A 15,072-nucleotide genomic window follows, 5' to 3' on the forward strand; every position below is an offset into this window, starting at 1 on the left:
TATAGAGGAGAGTTTGGAATAGTAGATTCCGGTTTACTCCGATTTCTCGCTACACAGTGGTGGAACTTGTTTAAGTTCTTGACTGAGGCTGTCGTGAATATAACCATTCGTGGCAAGAATTCTACCAGAGGAAATATCTAACGGACTACCATCATATGCAGTCACCTTTCCCCCGGCTTCTCGTAATATAATCACACCAGCGGCAATATCCCAAGGAGAAAGACCTCTTTCCCAATAGCCATCCAAACGCCCGCAGGCGACATGAGCCAAATCTAGGGAAGCTGAACCACTGCGCCGTACTCCTTGAGTAAGATGAGTCAAGTGACAAAATTCCGCATAGTTGTTATCAGATGTTTCACGACGGTCATACGCAAACCCTGTAACTAACAGGCTTTTACCTAGTTCAGATGTGTCTGAAACTTTTATAGGGCGACGGTTGCGCGTAGCTCCTAAACCTTGAGCGGCACGAAATAGCTCATCGTGGAAAGGGTCATAAATGACACCAACTTGCGGCACACCCTGAATCAACAGCCCAATAGAAACAGCAAAAAAGGGGTATTGGTGAGCGAAGTTAGTTGTCCCATCTAGGGGATCAATTGCCCAGAGGTATTCATTATCTTGATTTCCCAGTTTCCCTGATTCTTCAGCCAAGATAGAGTGGTCAGGAAAGTGACGACGCAAAACATCTAAAATGACGACTTCCGCAGCTTTATCAGCAGCAGTCACCAAATCACCAGGGCGTCCTTTTTCAATAACTGCATCTTGTACCTTACCTAAATAATCTTGCAACACCGCACCAGCAGCAAGGGCTGCTTCTGTAGCAATATCCAAAAAGATTTGCAGATTAGTCATGGCTAGTTAATAATTCGTAATATCAGCCTATTACGAATTACGAATTAAGGGTAGACGTCAAGTTTACCCCTATCCGCCTCCGGCACCTTTCCCCTTATAAAGGGGAAAGGAACAAGCCACAAGTTTTTTATTTTTTCTCGTTCCCACGCTCCGCGTTATTTTTTCTCGTTCCTACGCTCCGCGTAGGAACGCAGTTAAGTAGGCTCTGCCTGCTCGTTCCCAAAGGCAGAGCCTTTGGAAATGCATTCCCAGCCTGAGGCTGGGAACGAGGGAATCGCGCTAGTTATCCAGCAATACGCTTGGTGATAAGACCAAAACCCTTATCAAAACGTCAATGTAGAGACGTTGCATGCAACGTCTCTACACGTGTGCAATGTTCACCAACAATCCTTAACAGCAACCGTATTCACTTATCCAGCACATTGCCCAGGTTGTTCCAAGTTTCATCTTTGTTGAGTTTAGTTTCTAGGATCTTGTAGAAGGATACGGTCGAGGGTAATTTCTCTGCTCTTGTTAGCGGATATGATCGCATCTGCAAATCGCCCTAACTTCTCCAGCGCTTCGCTCTGGAAGTACCAAGCTTCCCATTTGTCTGGTTTGATCTCAATTGCTCTATCGAAAGATGCGAGTGCTTCTTCAAACCGCCCTAACTTAAGCAGTGTCATGCCCTGCCTAAACCAAGCATCGTAATAGTCGGGTTTGATCTCAATTGCTCTATCGAAGGATGCGAGTGCTTCTTCAAACCGCTCTAACTTCTCCAGCGTCCCACCCCGGTTGTACCAAGCATCATGGAAGTCGGGTTTGATTTCAATTGCTCTGTCGTAGGATGCGATCGCATCATTAAACCGCTCTAACTGCTCCAGCGTGATACCTCGGTTGAACCAAGCTTGATGGTAGTCGGGTTTGACTTCAATTGCTCTGTCGTAGGATGCGAGTGCTTCTTCATATCGCTCTAACTTCTCCAGTATCATACCTCGGAAGTACCAAGCTTGATGGTAGTCGGGTTTGACTTCAATTGCTCTGTCGTAAGATGCGATCGCATCTTCAAATCGCTCTAAGTCAAGCAGCGTTATACCCCGGAAGTACCAAGCTTGATGGTAGTCGGGTTTGATTTCAATTGCTCTGTCGTAGGATGCGAGTGCTTCTTCATATCGCTCTAACTTCTCCAGTGTCATACCCCGGAAGCACCAAGCTTCATCATACTCGGGTTTGATTTCAATTGCTCTGTCGTAAGATGCGATCGCATCTTCAAATCGCTCTAACGTATCCAGCGTCATACCCCGGAAGTACCAAGCATCATGGTAATCGGGTTTGATTTCTATTGCTCTGTCGTAAGATGCGATCGCATCATTAAATCGCTCTAACTTATCTAGCACCACGCCCCGGTTGAACCAAGCTTGATGGTAGTCGGGTTTGATTTCTATTGCTCTGTCGTAAGATGCGAGTGCTTCTTCATATCGCTCTAAGTTATTCAGCACCAAACCCCGGTTGTTCCAAGCATCATGGTAGTCAGGTTTGATTTCTATAGCTTTGTCGTAGGATGCGAGTGCTTCTTCATATCGCTCTAAATTATTCAGCACCAAGCCCCGAAAGTTCCAAGCATCATCTTCGTTAGGTTTGATTAAGAGTGCTTTGTCCAACGATGCGATCGCATCTTCAAATCGCTTTAACAGAGACAGCATCACGCCCCGGTTTAACCAAGCTTGATGGAAGTCGGGTTTGATCTCAATTGCTCTGTCATAGGATGCGATCGCATCTTCAAAATCCCCTGCCTTATATTGCTCATAACCTCGGTTATACCAAGCTTCTGCATCTTCCTCCTCTCTTTCCTTGGCGTCCTTCGCGTCTTGGCGGTTCGTTTCTCCTCCCCGCCTCAACAACCGCATCCCAATATCACCCGCCACCTCTCCCACTTCCCCAACACCCAACTCACCCAACTGCACCATCCGGGAACCTAACTCTGTATTCTGGGCGCTTGATACCAGCAATCTTTCACCAAAGTGCCGCAACCACTCCACGAAATCTGCCTGAGTGATATTCTTTACATCCAAGAAATTTCTTACCTGTTCCCGACTCCAGCCCTCATTCACACCTGCCAACAGTTGGAGGAACAATGTTTCATACTCCGCATCTGTCAGTTGTTTGGGTAATTCTAGCATCGTCGTCTCTCTCCTTGACTGAGGAGACGGATGATTGCTGCCAAATAACTGCTGAAAAAACCTTTTGAGCCACTGCCAAAGTCGCTTGAGCATTTGCCGTAACGTTGTATCGCTTTTTTTCGTGTATTATAGCGATTTCACTTAAACAGCGGCGGTTTCAGATCACATTGATGACAATCAGTGCGTGTCCCTATGTCGTCCGGACACGCTATCCGCCAGGAGGTTTTGGAATAAAGGGCTATTGGCACTTGATATTGCCTATAACTTTGTACACTAAGTAGAACGGTGCAAATAAACCGAACTATGTAACGAAAAGTAAAGTTGCTTCAAGAGCTCTTCCCTTCTGCCTTCTGCCCTCTGCCTCCTGCCTTGTCATAACGACAATTTTTAACACCGACCTACTTATCAAAATATAGCAATCTTCAGATCCCCGACTTCTTAAAGAAGTCGGGGATCTTGTTTTTTCAGCTTACAAAGTTATTTCTAACAAAAATAAAGTCCCTACGAATTGGTGTAGAGACTTTGATATACCTGACTCTCAAAAATGACTGTAGATTCACTTATCTGCGGTATCCGTCATATCTGTCGTATCGGTCATTTCTATCGTATCGGTCATTTCTATCGTATCGGTCATTTCTATCGTATCGGTCATTTCTATCGTATCGGTCATTTCTGTCGTATCTGTCGTCTCTGCTACTGCTAACTGAAAACTCAGCTCGACAGCCATTCCTTACCCAGATACGGTTTCTGTTATACCCCCAATTTCCTCTACAACTAGCATCAGACAATTGCCTGACAAACCTTACTTCGCTTCCTCTATCTACCGAACAAGTGTTCCTCTGATTATTGCTGCTTTCACAAGTTATTGTGTCTCGAGCAGAAGCTGGCTCAGCAAAGTTGAAAAGCGTACCTAGACTAACAGTGGTAGCCATCAAGGTACCAGCGATTATTGGAAAACGAACGCTCATATTAAATGTTGGATGTGCTTGAATAAAAAACTAACTATATTCATTATTCCAAATTTGTAAAAACACTTGCGTGTACCTGAAGTTAGAAAACTTAGCGTCCTAAACAGTTTCAATACTTTTGGTTGAAAAGGCTCTTTTTCCTGTAACAAAACGCAACGTTTGCCTGACTCAACCTACAGCAAATTCTGTGTATTATATGAAATCCGTTTGTTAGTTATCAATATCCCTATTGCCTACTCCCTACCCCTCTCCAATGCATCCCAGAGGGGTGGCGCAGCCTCTTTTCGGTATCGATTAGTAACTAATTAACCGGATTCGCCTAACTGTTGAGTATATTTTGAACGTCGCAGCGCGGCAGTCCCTACCCGAGCGCCGTTCGCGCAGCGTGCCGTCAGGCATAGGCGGGGTAGGGAAGGTGCTTCGCTTCTATCTTCGAGCTTGATTTTGGATGTATTTCTTTAGGACTTCTATTGGCGCACCACCACAAGAGGAAACGTAGTAGGAATTAGACCAAAACGAAACTTTACCCCAATAATACTTTTTTACTTCTTCAGGAAATTCTTTTTTTAACATTCTTGTAGTAGAACTTTTTAAACTTCCTACTACTGCTGCAATCGAGTTTCTAGGATGGAAATCTAACAGGATGTGTACATGGTCTGATTCACCATTAAACTCAATTAACTGACAATCCATTTTGTTTGATACTTGCTCGACCATTTCTTTTAATCGGTCGAGCATTTTTGCGTTTAGCGCTTTACGTCGGTAATGAGTTACAAACACAAAGTGTAGTCGCACGCTAAAAACACTATGAGAAGCTTTTCTAGCTTGCATATTGACAAGGTATAGCCGCATAAATACAATAGCTAATATAACAGATAGGTCGAGATGTTATGGCTACCAAGCGAATTACTTTCAGGCTTTATCCTTCAAAGATACAAGCCGATAAAATGCACTATTGGAGACGACTTCATAAAGATTTGTACAATGCTTGTATTGAGCATCGTAAAACTTCATATAAAAAGTTCAATAAATCAGTAGATTATTTCGACCAACAAAATTGTCTACCTGAGTTTAAAGAGTGTTGGTCAGAGTATAAAGAGCTTGGTAGTCATGCTTTACAAGACACCGTAAAAAGAGTTGATTTTGCATTCAAGCGATTCTTTAAACTCAAGTCTGGGTACCCAAAGTTTAAATCAAGTCGCCATTATAAAGGATGGACTTATCCTTGTATATCTGGGTGGAAAGCTTGCACGAACGGCAAGAATGGTTATCTAAAAATCTCTAATTTAGGTAACTTAAAAATGCGCGGTCAGGCTAGAGATTGGGGTAAGCCTAAAACTTGCACAATCATGTTTAAGCAAGGTAAATGGTATGCTTCAATCACTGTTGATTGTGTTCCATCTCGTTATCAAACAGATACAGGTGCTATTGGCTTAGACTTTGGTACTCACCATGCTATTGCAGATTCTAATGGCAATGTGATTGAGAATCCCAGATTTGTTAAAGCTGCTCAAACCAAAATCAATAAAATAGCTAAAACCAGTCGTAGAAAAAGACCACCAAACAGAGGTGTGAAACCTTCACGACGTTGGAGAAAAGCATCGCTTGCAGTAGCCAAAATACAATCCAAAGTTGCGCGTCAAAGACAAGACTGGCAACATAAACTCTCTACACAAATAGTTAGCTGTAATAGCTTGGTAGCGACTGAGAAGTTAAACCTTAAAGGGATGACTCGCAAATCTAAAGGCAAAAGAAAACGTCAAAAGTCAGGACTTAATAAGTCTTTGCTTGACGTGGGAATAGGTAATCTTAAAGACCTGATTAAATATAAAGTTACCGAAGCTGGAGGCTTCTACATTGAGATTCCGACAGTCAAAGTTAAACCTTCTCAAACTTGCCCTAATTGCGGTTATCAGAAAAAGAAAACATTAACAGAAAGAGTACATCATTGCGAAAAATGCGATTATCAATGTGATAGGGATGTAGCCGCAGCAATGGTAATGCTCAACTATGCAAGGGGTATGGAACGTGCCTCTACAGATGCAGATGAGTCAACCTCAACAGGAGTGCGGAAGCTTCAAGCAAGTTGCTCAGATGAAGCGTCAGAAACCGCGACCGAGCGCCGTTCGCGCAGCGTGCCGTTAGGCATAGGCGGGTCGCGTGTAGTTCATTCTTCTTGCACATGGTGCAACAATCACAGAAATTCTTGAAGAGTATGAAGGCTTAGTCGAAACAGACATCCGAGCCTGTCTTTTATTTGCCAAGCGATCGCCCTAAAGTACTAGCTTCATGCGACTTGCTACAAAGTAACTATTGTGTCATCAAGCGCTGAAGTTTGGTTTCATCAAATGCAATACCCCGACGCGCAAAATATTTGTGAATGTTCATTTGAACAAATAAATCTTTAAGTTCTTCAGCAATTTCTTGGGGTGGGTTTCCTGATAAAGCAATTGCTATCAAACGTTCTGCACTGTCAATTTTACCACAGTCAATTGCAAGAGTTGCGGCACTACGATGCAACACTGAACGAGTTGGTTCTGCCTCAACATCACTGGCAATCAATTGAGCTGCTTGCAGTTCTTTTTCAAACGCTTGCCTAGATAATTGTTCAGCCTGAGTTAAGTTGCCCCTTAGTTTAGCAACTTCTGCCATTTCGGCTAAATCCATTGCCTGTTGATGTAACTCTCGAATCTGACTCATTTTTTCACGATGAAGGCTAAAGGGTTACTGAACTCAACTACTACGATGTATGCCGGTAGAGTATCATCGGTTGGACTTACCTGCTCAACTTTCAGTTTAACTCTGGCTTTGACTCGGCTGTCATCGCCTTTGCGTATTCCAGAAACTTCTAGTCGGACTGCATTTTGGAATGGTAGTTCGTTTGTCTCACCTTTCTTACCCAACCAGTAGTCAAATCCAGTTCCTCTGCGAGAGCGTTCGATAACTGTATAATCTGTGAGTTCTTGTATTACCAAAAAAGCAATGCCATAAGCTGCTTGTTCTGTAGTGTATTCGATATCGTTCCAACACCGTAGCATTTGGTCTGTAACCTCTTGCCAATACAGTTTAAAAACAGCGGTGAATTCTCCTTTAACTTTGAGTTCTACACCTTGAGTATGACCTTGGTCAGTTAAGCAGACGGCACAGGCTTCTGAAGACAGTAGCACCAAATGCTGGAGTAATGGCAGGTAATCCTTGCTCAAGTTTGGTGATTACCAGTTCCTTTGTTTCTGAAACCATTGAATGTTGAAAATTCGTGACGGATCAGCTTCGATACGAATTATTAACGATACTGACGGCGAAACTCAGCGGGAGTGAGACGCATGGGTTTTTCTGGGTTCCAAATTCCTTGCCCCATGAGTCTCGCCCATTGCTGGGCACGTTCTAAGCGTAAGTCATATTTGTGGTTAGGCGATCGCCCCACAAACAGAGCATACCCTTCTTTCACCAGCTGTTCATTCAACAAAACCTCATCTTTCCACGCATAAGCCAGAGTCCGCCCGAATTTGTCCTTCATTTGCACATCAAACTCTAGCTTCACAGGCTGTTCCCCAACCAGCGCTTCTAGGCGTTCCTTTGCTGCATCTCCCCAAGGACGCTGCTGCAAATCTGGTGCATCGATACTCAGCAACCGCACTTGAGAAATTAAACTTGGTTGATCGCCGATACCCACCACCTCCAAAGTTTGCCCACTCACCACCTGTGCAACTTTTATCTGTATCCGCGTACTTTCTTCCGCCTTCTTCTGAGGTTGGCAAGCTACCAGAAGTAATAAGCAAAATAGAATTACAATTTTTTGCACCTTTGCGCCTTTGCGCCTTTGCGCGAAATAAATTTTAATCCTCGTCTAACGGCAAACCCGCCCTAACTTTCCCCTTAGCAAAAAACCGCCCAAACTGGAGTTCGTAGACTTCATCTTCGTCTTGTGTCTCCACCTCCAAATCAGAACGGGCATAACTAACGCACAATAGGGCATAACCTTTTTTCCGCAACTCTGGCGATAGTCCAATCGCTTCCGGTTGGTAAATCTCTCCTGAGATTACCCGCACAGCACAAGTGGTACACGCCCCATTTCGACATAAAAACGGCAGTTCCACCCCTTGTTTTTCGGCTGTATGCAGGATGTAGCGGTCCTTGGGGACTTCTAAGGTGTATACTGTGCCTTTGGCGCGATCGCGAACTTTAACAGTGTATGTCTCGGACATTGGAATTTTCGATTTTAATTTAGGATTGTGAACTACTCCGGATTAGGCTAACGCTGCATCCGGAGCTTCTGTACTCGTCAGGGAACGCCTCAAGACAGACTTGCGCCCAGCTTTTGGTCTTACTTCCCCTCCTACAGCAGAGACGGACGCTCCATCCGCCTTTAGCATTCTGATTCCTTCTGCTCTAATGTTCGTTGCAGCGTTACCGTCCCTGTCGTGATGAGTGCCACAGTGAGGGCAAGTCCATTCCCTTATTTCTAAGGGCATTTCGTCAACTTGGTGGTAACAATTAGAGCAGAGCTTGGAACTAGGGAACCATCTATCAATTTCAACCAACTTGCCTCCCTTCTTTTCTAGTTTGTAGGCTAAAAAGTTGGTGAACATTCCCCACCCAACATCAGATATAGCTTTTGCTAGATTATGATTACGAACCATGCCTTTGACATATAGATTTTCCACTACGACAACTTGGTTTTCATTGACGAGCTTTCGTGAAAGCTTATGTAGACAATCTGCTCTTGAGTTGCTAACCCGTTCGTACACTCTAGCGACAACGTTTCTATACTTGTGTCTTGAGTTACTCCCTTTTTGCTTCCTAGCTAACTTTTGCTGTTTACGCTTGAGGTTTTTCTCATGACGAGCTTGGTGTTTAGGATTGTCGAATTTTGACACCTTGCTACCATCACTAGTTACTGCAAAGTGCTTCAACCCCAAGTCAACACCGATTACCCTACCCTCACTTGAGGGAAGTAGATTTTCTCCTTCAGTTTCGAGCAAAATCGATGCATAGTACTTCCCTGATGGGTCTTTACTTACTGTTACTGTCTTGATTGTCTCCTCAATATCTCTGTGAATTTTGGCTTTAACTGTGCCAACTTTACCCGGCAGTTTTACGGAACCATTTACCAGTTTGACGTTTTGGGGATACTGAATGGACTGCTTGCCATGCTTTGATTTGAATCGTGGAAACCTCGCACGACCATCAAAGAAGTTCTTGTAAGCAGTCGTTAAGTTGAGGGTAACAGCTTGTAGCACCTGACTATAGCATTCAGACAACCATAGGGTTTCCTCATCTTTCTTCAGCTTAGGAAGCAGTACGTTGAGTGCTGACTGGCTTAGTCCCTTGCCCGTCTCTTTGTAGGTTTCGATGGACTTATTCAGGGCATAGTTCCACCACCAACGAGCGCAACCAAAGTGCTGAGCCAACAGTACTTCTTGCTCTTGTGTTGGATAGAGACGGACTTTGACAGCTTTGTGCAGCACTTGATACACCTCCTTTCTCCAATAAGTTTACTATATTGTGGGATTTGCACTAAACATATTGAGAGGGATTTGCAAGCCGGAGGTACCTCCTTTTCCTGCCTTTCATCCCCAAGTTCCGCTGCGCTGCACATGGGGACTTCCCGGCGATTCAGTTAAACTGAAATTTACTTGCATTTTAATTTATTTCATTGTAGAATCGTAACTTGTGACGCCTGGAGAGATGGCCGAGTGGTTGAAGGCGCAGCACTGGAAATGCTGTTTGGGGGCAACTTCAACGAGGGTTCGAATCCCTCTCTCTCCGTTCAATAATATCTCCAAGATGCAGACTAATTTGCCTAAGATTTTCTGAATGTTTAGGTATTGCTGTTAATTGGTAAAATTCTTGCCTTCGCCTTTGCTTCATCCACTGTGACTAAAGCACCCATTTGTAGTTCCTGTTGAAACTGACGCAAGGCATTAAATCAGTTATCAGTTATCAGTTATCAGCTTAAGTAGGGTGTGTTACGGCTCGACAAGTCTTTTGGGTTACGTAGAATTATTTTGAGCTGTAACGCACCGCACGTTTGAAGGTGGGTAATGCTGCGCTACAATTGCTGAATTTCCGGAATAGTCTACTGTTTGATTGATATCTACATACAGTAGAATTCTCGCAAGTGTAAATATTATTTATAACAAAACTACCATTATGGCAGACACATCAGACGTTAAACTCACCATTACATTTACCGATCCAGACTTGGATGCCGAGGAAAAAGATAAGGAAGTCCAGAAGCTTCTTGCACAGATGAAAGACTTGGATGAAGTAGAAGCGGTTGACCGAGTTATTAACTCCAATGCACCAGAAGGTTCCAAGTCGGTGACAGGCTGGGTAGTGGCTCAACTGATAAGCTTTGTTAAGCCGGAAAATGTGAAGCAAGTGTGGGGGTTTTTGAGCGATCGCCTAGGCAATAAACTCATTGAAGTGGAAGCAGAGGCAAACGGCAAGAAAATTAAGATAAAAGCTAGCAGCCGGCAAGAGTTAGAAGCAGCAGTCAAGGCAATACAGGAATTGGTGGAAACAGAGTAGACTAGCAAACATGGCGAAAATTGCACTGCTGATTGGGGTTAGTGAGTACGAACCTGGCTTAAACTCCTTGCCTGGGGCTGTTAAAGATGTCGATGCTATGCAGCGAGTTTTGCAGCATCAAGATATGGGCGGGTTTGCACCAGGCGATATCACAGTGCTGAAAAATCCCCAACGGCAGACAATGGAAGAAGCGATTGAAACGCTATTCTTCAATCGCCAAAAAGATGACCTGGTGCTACTGTATTTTTCCGGTCATGGGATTAAAGATGATAGCGGCAGGCTTTACCTGGCAACTCGCCAAACCCGCAAAAATGCTAAGGGAGAATTGGTCAGAACGACCGCTGTTGCTGCTAGCTTGATACACGATGTCATGGAAAATAGCCGTTCGCGGCGACAGGTAATTATTCTTGACTGCTGCTTTAGCGGTGCATTTGCTGAAGGCATGAGGGCGAAAGATGATGGCAGTTTGGATATCAAGAACCAACTGGTAGAGACTAAAAAACCACAGTCCGTAGAAGGACGCGCAGTTCTCACTTCTTCGACTGCCACTCAGTATTCTTTTGAACAACAGGGTTCAGATTTATCAGTTTATACCCGCTATCTTGTAGAAGGAATTGAGAAAGGCGCTGCGGATACTGACAATGACGGTGTGGTTTCCGTAAATGAACTGCATGAGTACGTCTGTAGAAAAGTGCAGGAAGCAGCACCCGCAATGAAGCCAGGAATTTTTGCTGTTAGAGAGGGCTACAAAATTCAGCTGGCAAAAGCTCCGATAGGCGATCCAATATTGGAGTATCGTAAGGAAGTAGAACGGTGCATCCGAGATGGTCAACTTTCGCGTGTAGGACGCCGGATTCTCAACCGACGGCAGAGTGAACTGAGTTTGTCGCCAGATTCGGCAAGAAAAATTGAGAACGAAGTCCTGGAGCCTTACCGCCAGCGCCAGCAAAATCTACAAGAATATGAAGAAGCACTGACTGAGGCGATAGAGGATGAAGGTACTCTCAGCGATCGCACGCGAGAGGATTTGAAGCGCTTGCAGCAACTTTTGCAACTTAGAGATGAAGACATCGCGCCAATAGAGGAGCGTTTAACCCCACCCCCTGCCCCTCCCCGCAAGCAGGGAGGGGAGCCGGATAAGGCGGCGGGTTCACAGGTAAAGGTAGCAAAAGATACTAAGCCTGTTGAACCCTCACCCCCTACAACTAATGAAGATGACCTCAGTTCGGAAAAAGGGGTAGACTACACTAAACTGCGAGACTTGCTGGCAGCACAAAAGTGGAAAGAAGCTGACTATGAAACTTATTTGGTGATGCTACAGGCTGTTGGACGCAAGGAAAATGATTGGATTAAGAGGGAAGAACTCTTAACCTTTCCCTGTATTGACCTCCGTACAATTGACCAATTGTGGGTAAAATACAGCAATGGGCGCTTTGGCTTCAGCGTTCAGAAGGAAATCTACCTTAGTGTTGGTGGCAAGCCTGACGGCAAATACCATCAAGAAGCCTGGGAAAAATTTGGCGATCGCGTGGGATGGAGAGTGCAGGGAAACTGGATTTCAGATAATGATAATGTAAGTTTTCATACCTCAGCACCTTATAAGGGTTACTTCCCTTTCACCCCCCTTGGTGGAGGATTTTGGTTTGGGGGAAAGGATGGATGTTGGTTTCTCTTCTCTCGCATCGAGACTTGTCAATCGCATACCATCGAAGATGACCTTAGTTTGGAAAAAGGCGTAAACTACACAAAACTGCGAGACTTACTGGCAGCACAAAAGTGGAAAGAAGCTGACTATGAAACTTACCTGGTGATGCTTCAAGCTGTAGGTCGCAAGGAAAATGACTACATTAGAGATGAAGAACTGTTAAACTTTCCCTGTGCTGATCTGCGTACGGTTGACCAACTGTGGCTAAAATACAGCAATGGGCGCTTTGGCTTCAGCGTTCAAAAGAAAATTTATCTAAGTGTTGGTGGTAAGACGGACGGCGAATACTACGAAGAAGCCTGGAATAAATTTGGCGCTCGCGTGGGATGGAGAGTGAAAGACGTGGGATGGAGAGTGAAAGAAAAGTGGGTCTCTTATAGTGAAGTCACTTTTGATACAACTGCTCCTGCGGGACACCTCCCAGGGGGGTGTTTGCGGTGGGGAGTGTCTCTTCTCTCGCATCAAGACTTGTAAACTGTAACATTTAAGCGTTCCAGAATTTTATGAATATTTATTGCAGCTCATGCTTGCACGGTAGAATCAAGATTTGGTAAATTTCAATACCTGGCACCGAGGGGAGATATCCGTTGGCGCGGATAAATTTTTCTGCTACTTCATGCACCTAGTGTACACTGGTGTACTTTCTGCTTATCCCAATGGTTTCTTTTCTCTGGCTAACGAGTGTTTGATACTCGCTGATGAGTGTTTGATACTCGTCCACGAATCTTTGATAGTCGTTAATGAGTCTTTGATATTCATTCACGATATTTTAATACTCGCGCTTGAGTGTTTGATACTTGTGGATGAGGTTTTGATACTCGCGCTTGAGTGTTTGATACTCGTTCACAAGTCTTTGATACTCATCCAGGAGATTCTAATACTTGTCCACAAGACTTATAGAGATTGCACTAATCATCTAAATCTGAAAATAAAGATTCTAAATTGCGATAACCACTAACCACCCGCACAATCACAATACCATCTTCTAAAACTTGGTAAAGGATAATGTAACTATTTAAAGGAACGCCACGTAATAAAGGTACAATCTCTGCATAGCTACGTCCCATACTGGGAAACTTAGCTAAGTTTTCGCACTTTTTATTAAACTCGCTGACAAATCTCTCTCCTGCTTCAACGTTGCGACTGGCAAAATAATCAATAATTTCTTCTAAATCTCGACTTGCTTGTAGAGAGATGACATATCGGCTCATTCTTGAGCTTCACGCGCTTTCCGCAATTTTTCTCTTAGTCTGTCTATCACAACTTCACCATCAATCACTTCACCTCGCTCAATTTGAGCCAGTCCCACTTCCACTTTTTGACGGGTTTGTTCAAGCCATTGGATATACTCATTATCCAATTTTTCTAAAAGTTTAAATGCTAAATCAATAACCTCATCTGCATTGGCAAATTTACCACTAGCAATTTGTGCTTGGATAAATTGCTCATGTTCGGGTTTAAGTGAGATGTTCATAATTTAAACCTCAGATGAAACTTATTCAAGGTGTACCTTGCTCTAGTCTTAAGAATATTTAGTTGGTCAACCTGTTCCAATAAACGGTCTAAAGTGGCAATTTCATCAGCCGAGAGTTGGTGTTCCGCATTTCTACCTAGCAAATCCTCCAATTGAACTTGAGCTTTTGGAGACAACAGACTTTCTGCCAAGGCTTGCAGTTCATTCTGGCTCAAGCCAGTTAAAATTTCAGCATCAGATGTTGATGTGTTAGTCAACTGATGGTATGTTTCCAAATTTAACTAATTCGGCGTAAGTCCCCCACTATAACGGTACTCCGTGAGCGTGGCCGGTCTTGCGCCGGACAGTGACGAAAACATCCCCGACTGACAATAACCACAGGTTATTTAAGAAGTGGGGTGGTTGAGGAATTGTCAATCTCTGTGGTCGGTAGTCGGTCAATATAGTCTTCAATAATTTGAGTAATCGTCTTTTCCTTATTTGCGGCATACATCCGTATTTTATTCAATCTACGTTCGCTAATCCTAATATGTAATCCTTTAGCTTTCATGATAAATATGTCTATACGACGTCTAAACATATGCTATCATAGTCTTATCAGCGCTCCCACTGACCACTCGACACAAACGAACTTGCTTGCAAGGTGTACAGTGCGAACGCGAGTGCGTGCCCGAAGGGCATACGTTGGGAACGGTACAGAACCATGACAATTGGTAGGGCGTTGCATTGAGAAAGATTGCTTCATGCATGAAACCATCAATGCGTAAAACCAGTTTGGTTTGGTTGTACAAAGCTTTTTGCTTTTTGTACAAAGACTCCGTGGGGCCTGACTGAGTCTCTAAACTGCCTGTGGAGGCATCGTTATCGGGGGCAAGCATTCGCTCGTATTGCAAGCCTAGATGCGACCAATGAAGCAGGAAATTTCTCCGGGGCGACTTGGAGAAGCCCACACGCTCATTCGGTACTCCGAATCAGTGCTGGGAGAATGTCACGAGTACACCAACTCGCTCTCCTTGTTGGTTGGTAACGTACTGAACTGATTCAGACATTAGTGGCTTTGGGAATGTGCTTGGATTTATCGTAGCTTATTCAAGAAAATCAGTTTCAAATTCCTACGATTATGTTTCAAAGGCGATGGTGCAAAGTGTGGCGTCCTATAGAGCGATCGCCTTCCGTTCCCAAGTACATTCACCTATACGATTTTTAACGAAAAGACTTGAGCTAATGCTTCTCCAGCTATGCGTTACCCATACAAAAAGAGCAATCGCAATTTCTTCATCGGATTTTTACTGTAACTTTAATAACTTTATGAGTTAACTTCCAGACCTGGTTATTTTCTTGGTAATGTTATAAAAGTAAGCTCGCTACCGAGGTCTGGAA

At 44.0% G+C, this 15,072-nt stretch carries 16 protein-coding genes, 1 tRNA gene and 1 pseudogene; 5 read left to right on the forward strand and 13 right to left on the reverse strand.

Translation table 11 applies throughout. The annotated features are described in order from the left end of the window. Positions 1–33: 33 nt before the first annotated feature. From AACT52_RS20475 to tnpA, 5 genes and pseudogenes are all read right to left on the reverse strand, one after another. Entirely contained in the window at positions 34–852 is an 819-nt protein-coding gene (locus AACT52_RS20475) for an inositol monophosphatase family protein (protein ID WP_073633120.1), read from the reverse strand. 458 nt (positions 853–1,310) lie between these two features. Beyond that, the gene (locus AACT52_RS20480) at positions 1,311–3,104 is read right to left on the reverse strand and encodes a tetratricopeptide repeat protein (protein WP_083630440.1); all 1,794 of its coding nucleotides are present in this window, start codon (positions 3,102–3,104) and stop codon (positions 1,311–1,313) included. 463 nt (positions 3,105–3,567) lie between these two features. Further along, the gene (locus tag AACT52_RS20485) at positions 3,568–3,738 is read right to left on the reverse strand and encodes a hypothetical protein (protein ID WP_233154018.1); all 171 of its coding nucleotides are present in this window, start codon (positions 3,736–3,738) and stop codon (positions 3,568–3,570) included. Positions 3,739–3,778: 40 nt separating this feature from the next. Further along, a pseudogene (locus tag AACT52_RS41460) lies at positions 3,779–3,979 on the reverse strand (DUF3011 domain-containing protein); the annotation flags it as partial. A gap of 426 nt (positions 3,980–4,405) precedes the next feature. After that, complete coding sequence (gene tnpA, locus AACT52_RS20490) at positions 4,406–4,810, reverse strand: IS200/IS605 family transposase (RefSeq protein ID WP_073633171.1); 405 nt, start codon at positions 4,808–4,810, stop codon at positions 4,406–4,408. Between the two features lie 59 nt (positions 4,811–4,869). On the opposite strand from tnpA, the gene AACT52_RS20495 reads away from it, so the two are divergent. Both AACT52_RS20495 and AACT52_RS20500 read left to right on the forward strand, forming a co-directional pair. Further along, positions 4,870–6,189 (forward strand): RNA-guided endonuclease InsQ/TnpB family protein, encoded by a 1,320-nt coding sequence (locus AACT52_RS20495; RefSeq protein WP_233154019.1) that lies wholly within the window; start codon positions 4,870–4,872, stop codon positions 6,187–6,189. Next, positions 6,182–6,256, forward strand: coding sequence for a hypothetical protein (locus tag AACT52_RS20500; protein ID WP_233154023.1), 75 nt, complete (start codon positions 6,182–6,184; stop codon positions 6,254–6,256). Before AACT52_RS20495 ends, AACT52_RS20500 begins: the two co-directional genes overlap by 8 nt. A 33-nt stretch (positions 6,257–6,289) precedes the next feature. On the opposite strand, the gene AACT52_RS20505 is transcribed toward AACT52_RS20500, so the two are convergent. The 5 genes from AACT52_RS20505 to AACT52_RS20525 all read right to left on the reverse strand — a co-directional run bounded on the left by AACT52_RS20505 (position 6,290) and on the right by AACT52_RS20525 (position 9,447). Next, a complete protein-coding gene (locus AACT52_RS20505; protein WP_073633123.1) occupies positions 6,290–6,679 on the reverse strand; it encodes a hypothetical protein in 390 nt (129 codons plus the stop codon). Then, a complete protein-coding gene (locus AACT52_RS20510; protein WP_233154020.1) occupies positions 6,676–7,182 on the reverse strand; it encodes a hypothetical protein in 507 nt (168 codons plus the stop codon). The genes AACT52_RS20505 and AACT52_RS20510 overlap by 4 nt, the downstream gene beginning before the upstream one ends. 80 nt (positions 7,183–7,262) lie before the next feature. Next, positions 7,263–7,781, reverse strand: a complete 519-nt coding sequence (locus AACT52_RS20515) for a thermonuclease family protein (RefSeq protein ID WP_073633124.1) — start codon at positions 7,779–7,781, stop codon at positions 7,263–7,265. Positions 7,782–7,815: 34 nt separating this feature from the next. Continuing rightward, complete coding sequence (locus AACT52_RS20520; protein WP_073633125.1) at positions 7,816–8,184, reverse strand: 2Fe-2S iron-sulfur cluster-binding protein; 369 nt, start codon at positions 8,182–8,184, stop codon at positions 7,816–7,818. Between the two features lie 42 nt (positions 8,185–8,226). Further along, positions 8,227–9,447: an RNA-guided endonuclease InsQ/TnpB family protein gene (locus AACT52_RS20525; RefSeq protein ID WP_073633172.1), complete on the reverse strand. Its 1,221-nt coding sequence runs from the start codon at positions 9,445–9,447 to the stop codon at positions 8,227–8,229. A gap of 214 nt (positions 9,448–9,661) precedes the next feature. On the opposite strand from AACT52_RS20525, the gene AACT52_RS20530 reads away from it, so the two are divergent. The 3 genes from AACT52_RS20530 (at position 9,662) to AACT52_RS41465 (ending at position 12,692) form a co-directional block, all read left to right on the forward strand. After that, positions 9,662–9,748, forward strand: a tRNA-Ser gene (locus AACT52_RS20530). A gap of 384 nt (positions 9,749–10,132) precedes the next feature. Then, complete coding sequence (locus AACT52_RS20535) at positions 10,133–10,513, forward strand: hypothetical protein (protein ID WP_073633126.1); 381 nt, start codon at positions 10,133–10,135, stop codon at positions 10,511–10,513. Between the two features lie 10 nt (positions 10,514–10,523). Continuing rightward, positions 10,524–12,692: a caspase, EACC1-associated type gene (locus AACT52_RS41465; protein WP_083630442.1), complete on the forward strand. Its 2,169-nt coding sequence runs from the start codon at positions 10,524–10,526 to the stop codon at positions 12,690–12,692. Positions 12,693–13,126: 434 nt separating this feature from the next. Here the strand turns inward: AACT52_RS41465 and AACT52_RS20555 are convergent, their stop codons facing one another. From AACT52_RS20555 to AACT52_RS20565, 3 genes are read right to left on the reverse strand one after another with little or no spacing between them, the layout of a single operon-like run. Next, positions 13,127–13,429: a type II toxin-antitoxin system RelE/ParE family toxin gene (locus AACT52_RS20555; RefSeq protein WP_073633127.1), complete on the reverse strand. Its 303-nt coding sequence runs from the start codon at positions 13,427–13,429 to the stop codon at positions 13,127–13,129. After that, the gene (locus tag AACT52_RS20560; protein ID WP_041039187.1) at positions 13,426–13,692 is read right to left on the reverse strand and encodes a ribbon-helix-helix domain-containing protein; all 267 of its coding nucleotides are present in this window, start codon (positions 13,690–13,692) and stop codon (positions 13,426–13,428) included. The genes AACT52_RS20555 and AACT52_RS20560 overlap by 4 nt, the downstream gene beginning before the upstream one ends. After that, entirely contained in the window at positions 13,689–13,949 is a 261-nt protein-coding gene (locus AACT52_RS20565; protein WP_198940967.1) for a hypothetical protein, read from the reverse strand. The genes AACT52_RS20560 and AACT52_RS20565 overlap by 4 nt, the downstream gene beginning before the upstream one ends. Between the last annotated feature and the right edge of the window lie 1,123 nt (positions 13,950–15,072).

The sequence above is a fragment of the Scytonema sp. HK-05 genome (genome assembly GCF_963872035.1).
Lineage (GTDB): Bacteria > Cyanobacteriota > Cyanobacteriia > Cyanobacteriales > Nostocaceae > Kalymmatonema.

What these genes read in the sequence shown, in the direction of transcription:
- AACT52_RS20475 (WP_073633120.1), bottom strand. Translation starts at nt 852, where the DNA reads ATGACTAATCTGCAAATCTTTTTGGATATTGCTACAGAAGCAGCCCTT.
- AACT52_RS20480 (WP_083630440.1), bottom strand. Translation starts at nt 3,104, where the DNA reads ATGCTCAAGCGACTTTGGCAGTGGCTCAAAAGGTTTTTTCAGCAGTTA.
- AACT52_RS20485 (WP_233154018.1), bottom strand. Translation starts at nt 3,738, where the DNA reads ATGGCTGTCGAGCTGAGTTTTCAGTTAGCAGTAGCAGAGACGACAGAT.
- tnpA (WP_073633171.1), bottom strand. Translation starts at nt 4,810, where the DNA reads ATGCAAGCTAGAAAAGCTTCTCATAGTGTTTTTAGCGTGCGACTACAC.
- AACT52_RS20495 (WP_233154019.1), top strand. Translation starts at nt 4,870, where the DNA reads ATGGCTACCAAGCGAATTACTTTCAGGCTTTATCCTTCAAAGATACAA.
- AACT52_RS20505 (WP_073633123.1), bottom strand. Translation starts at nt 6,679, where the DNA reads ATGAGTCAGATTCGAGAGTTACATCAACAGGCAATGGATTTAGCCGAA.
- AACT52_RS20520 (WP_073633125.1), bottom strand. Translation starts at nt 8,184, where the DNA reads ATGTCCGAGACATACACTGTTAAAGTTCGCGATCGCGCCAAAGGCACA.
- AACT52_RS20535 (WP_073633126.1), top strand. Translation starts at nt 10,133, where the DNA reads ATGGCAGACACATCAGACGTTAAACTCACCATTACATTTACCGATCCA.
- AACT52_RS41465 (WP_083630442.1), top strand. Translation starts at nt 10,524, where the DNA reads ATGGCGAAAATTGCACTGCTGATTGGGGTTAGTGAGTACGAACCTGGC.
- AACT52_RS20555 (WP_073633127.1), bottom strand. Translation starts at nt 13,429, where the DNA reads ATGAGCCGATATGTCATCTCTCTACAAGCAAGTCGAGATTTAGAAGAA.
- AACT52_RS20560 (WP_041039187.1), bottom strand. Translation starts at nt 13,692, where the DNA reads ATGAACATCTCACTTAAACCCGAACATGAGCAATTTATCCAAGCACAA.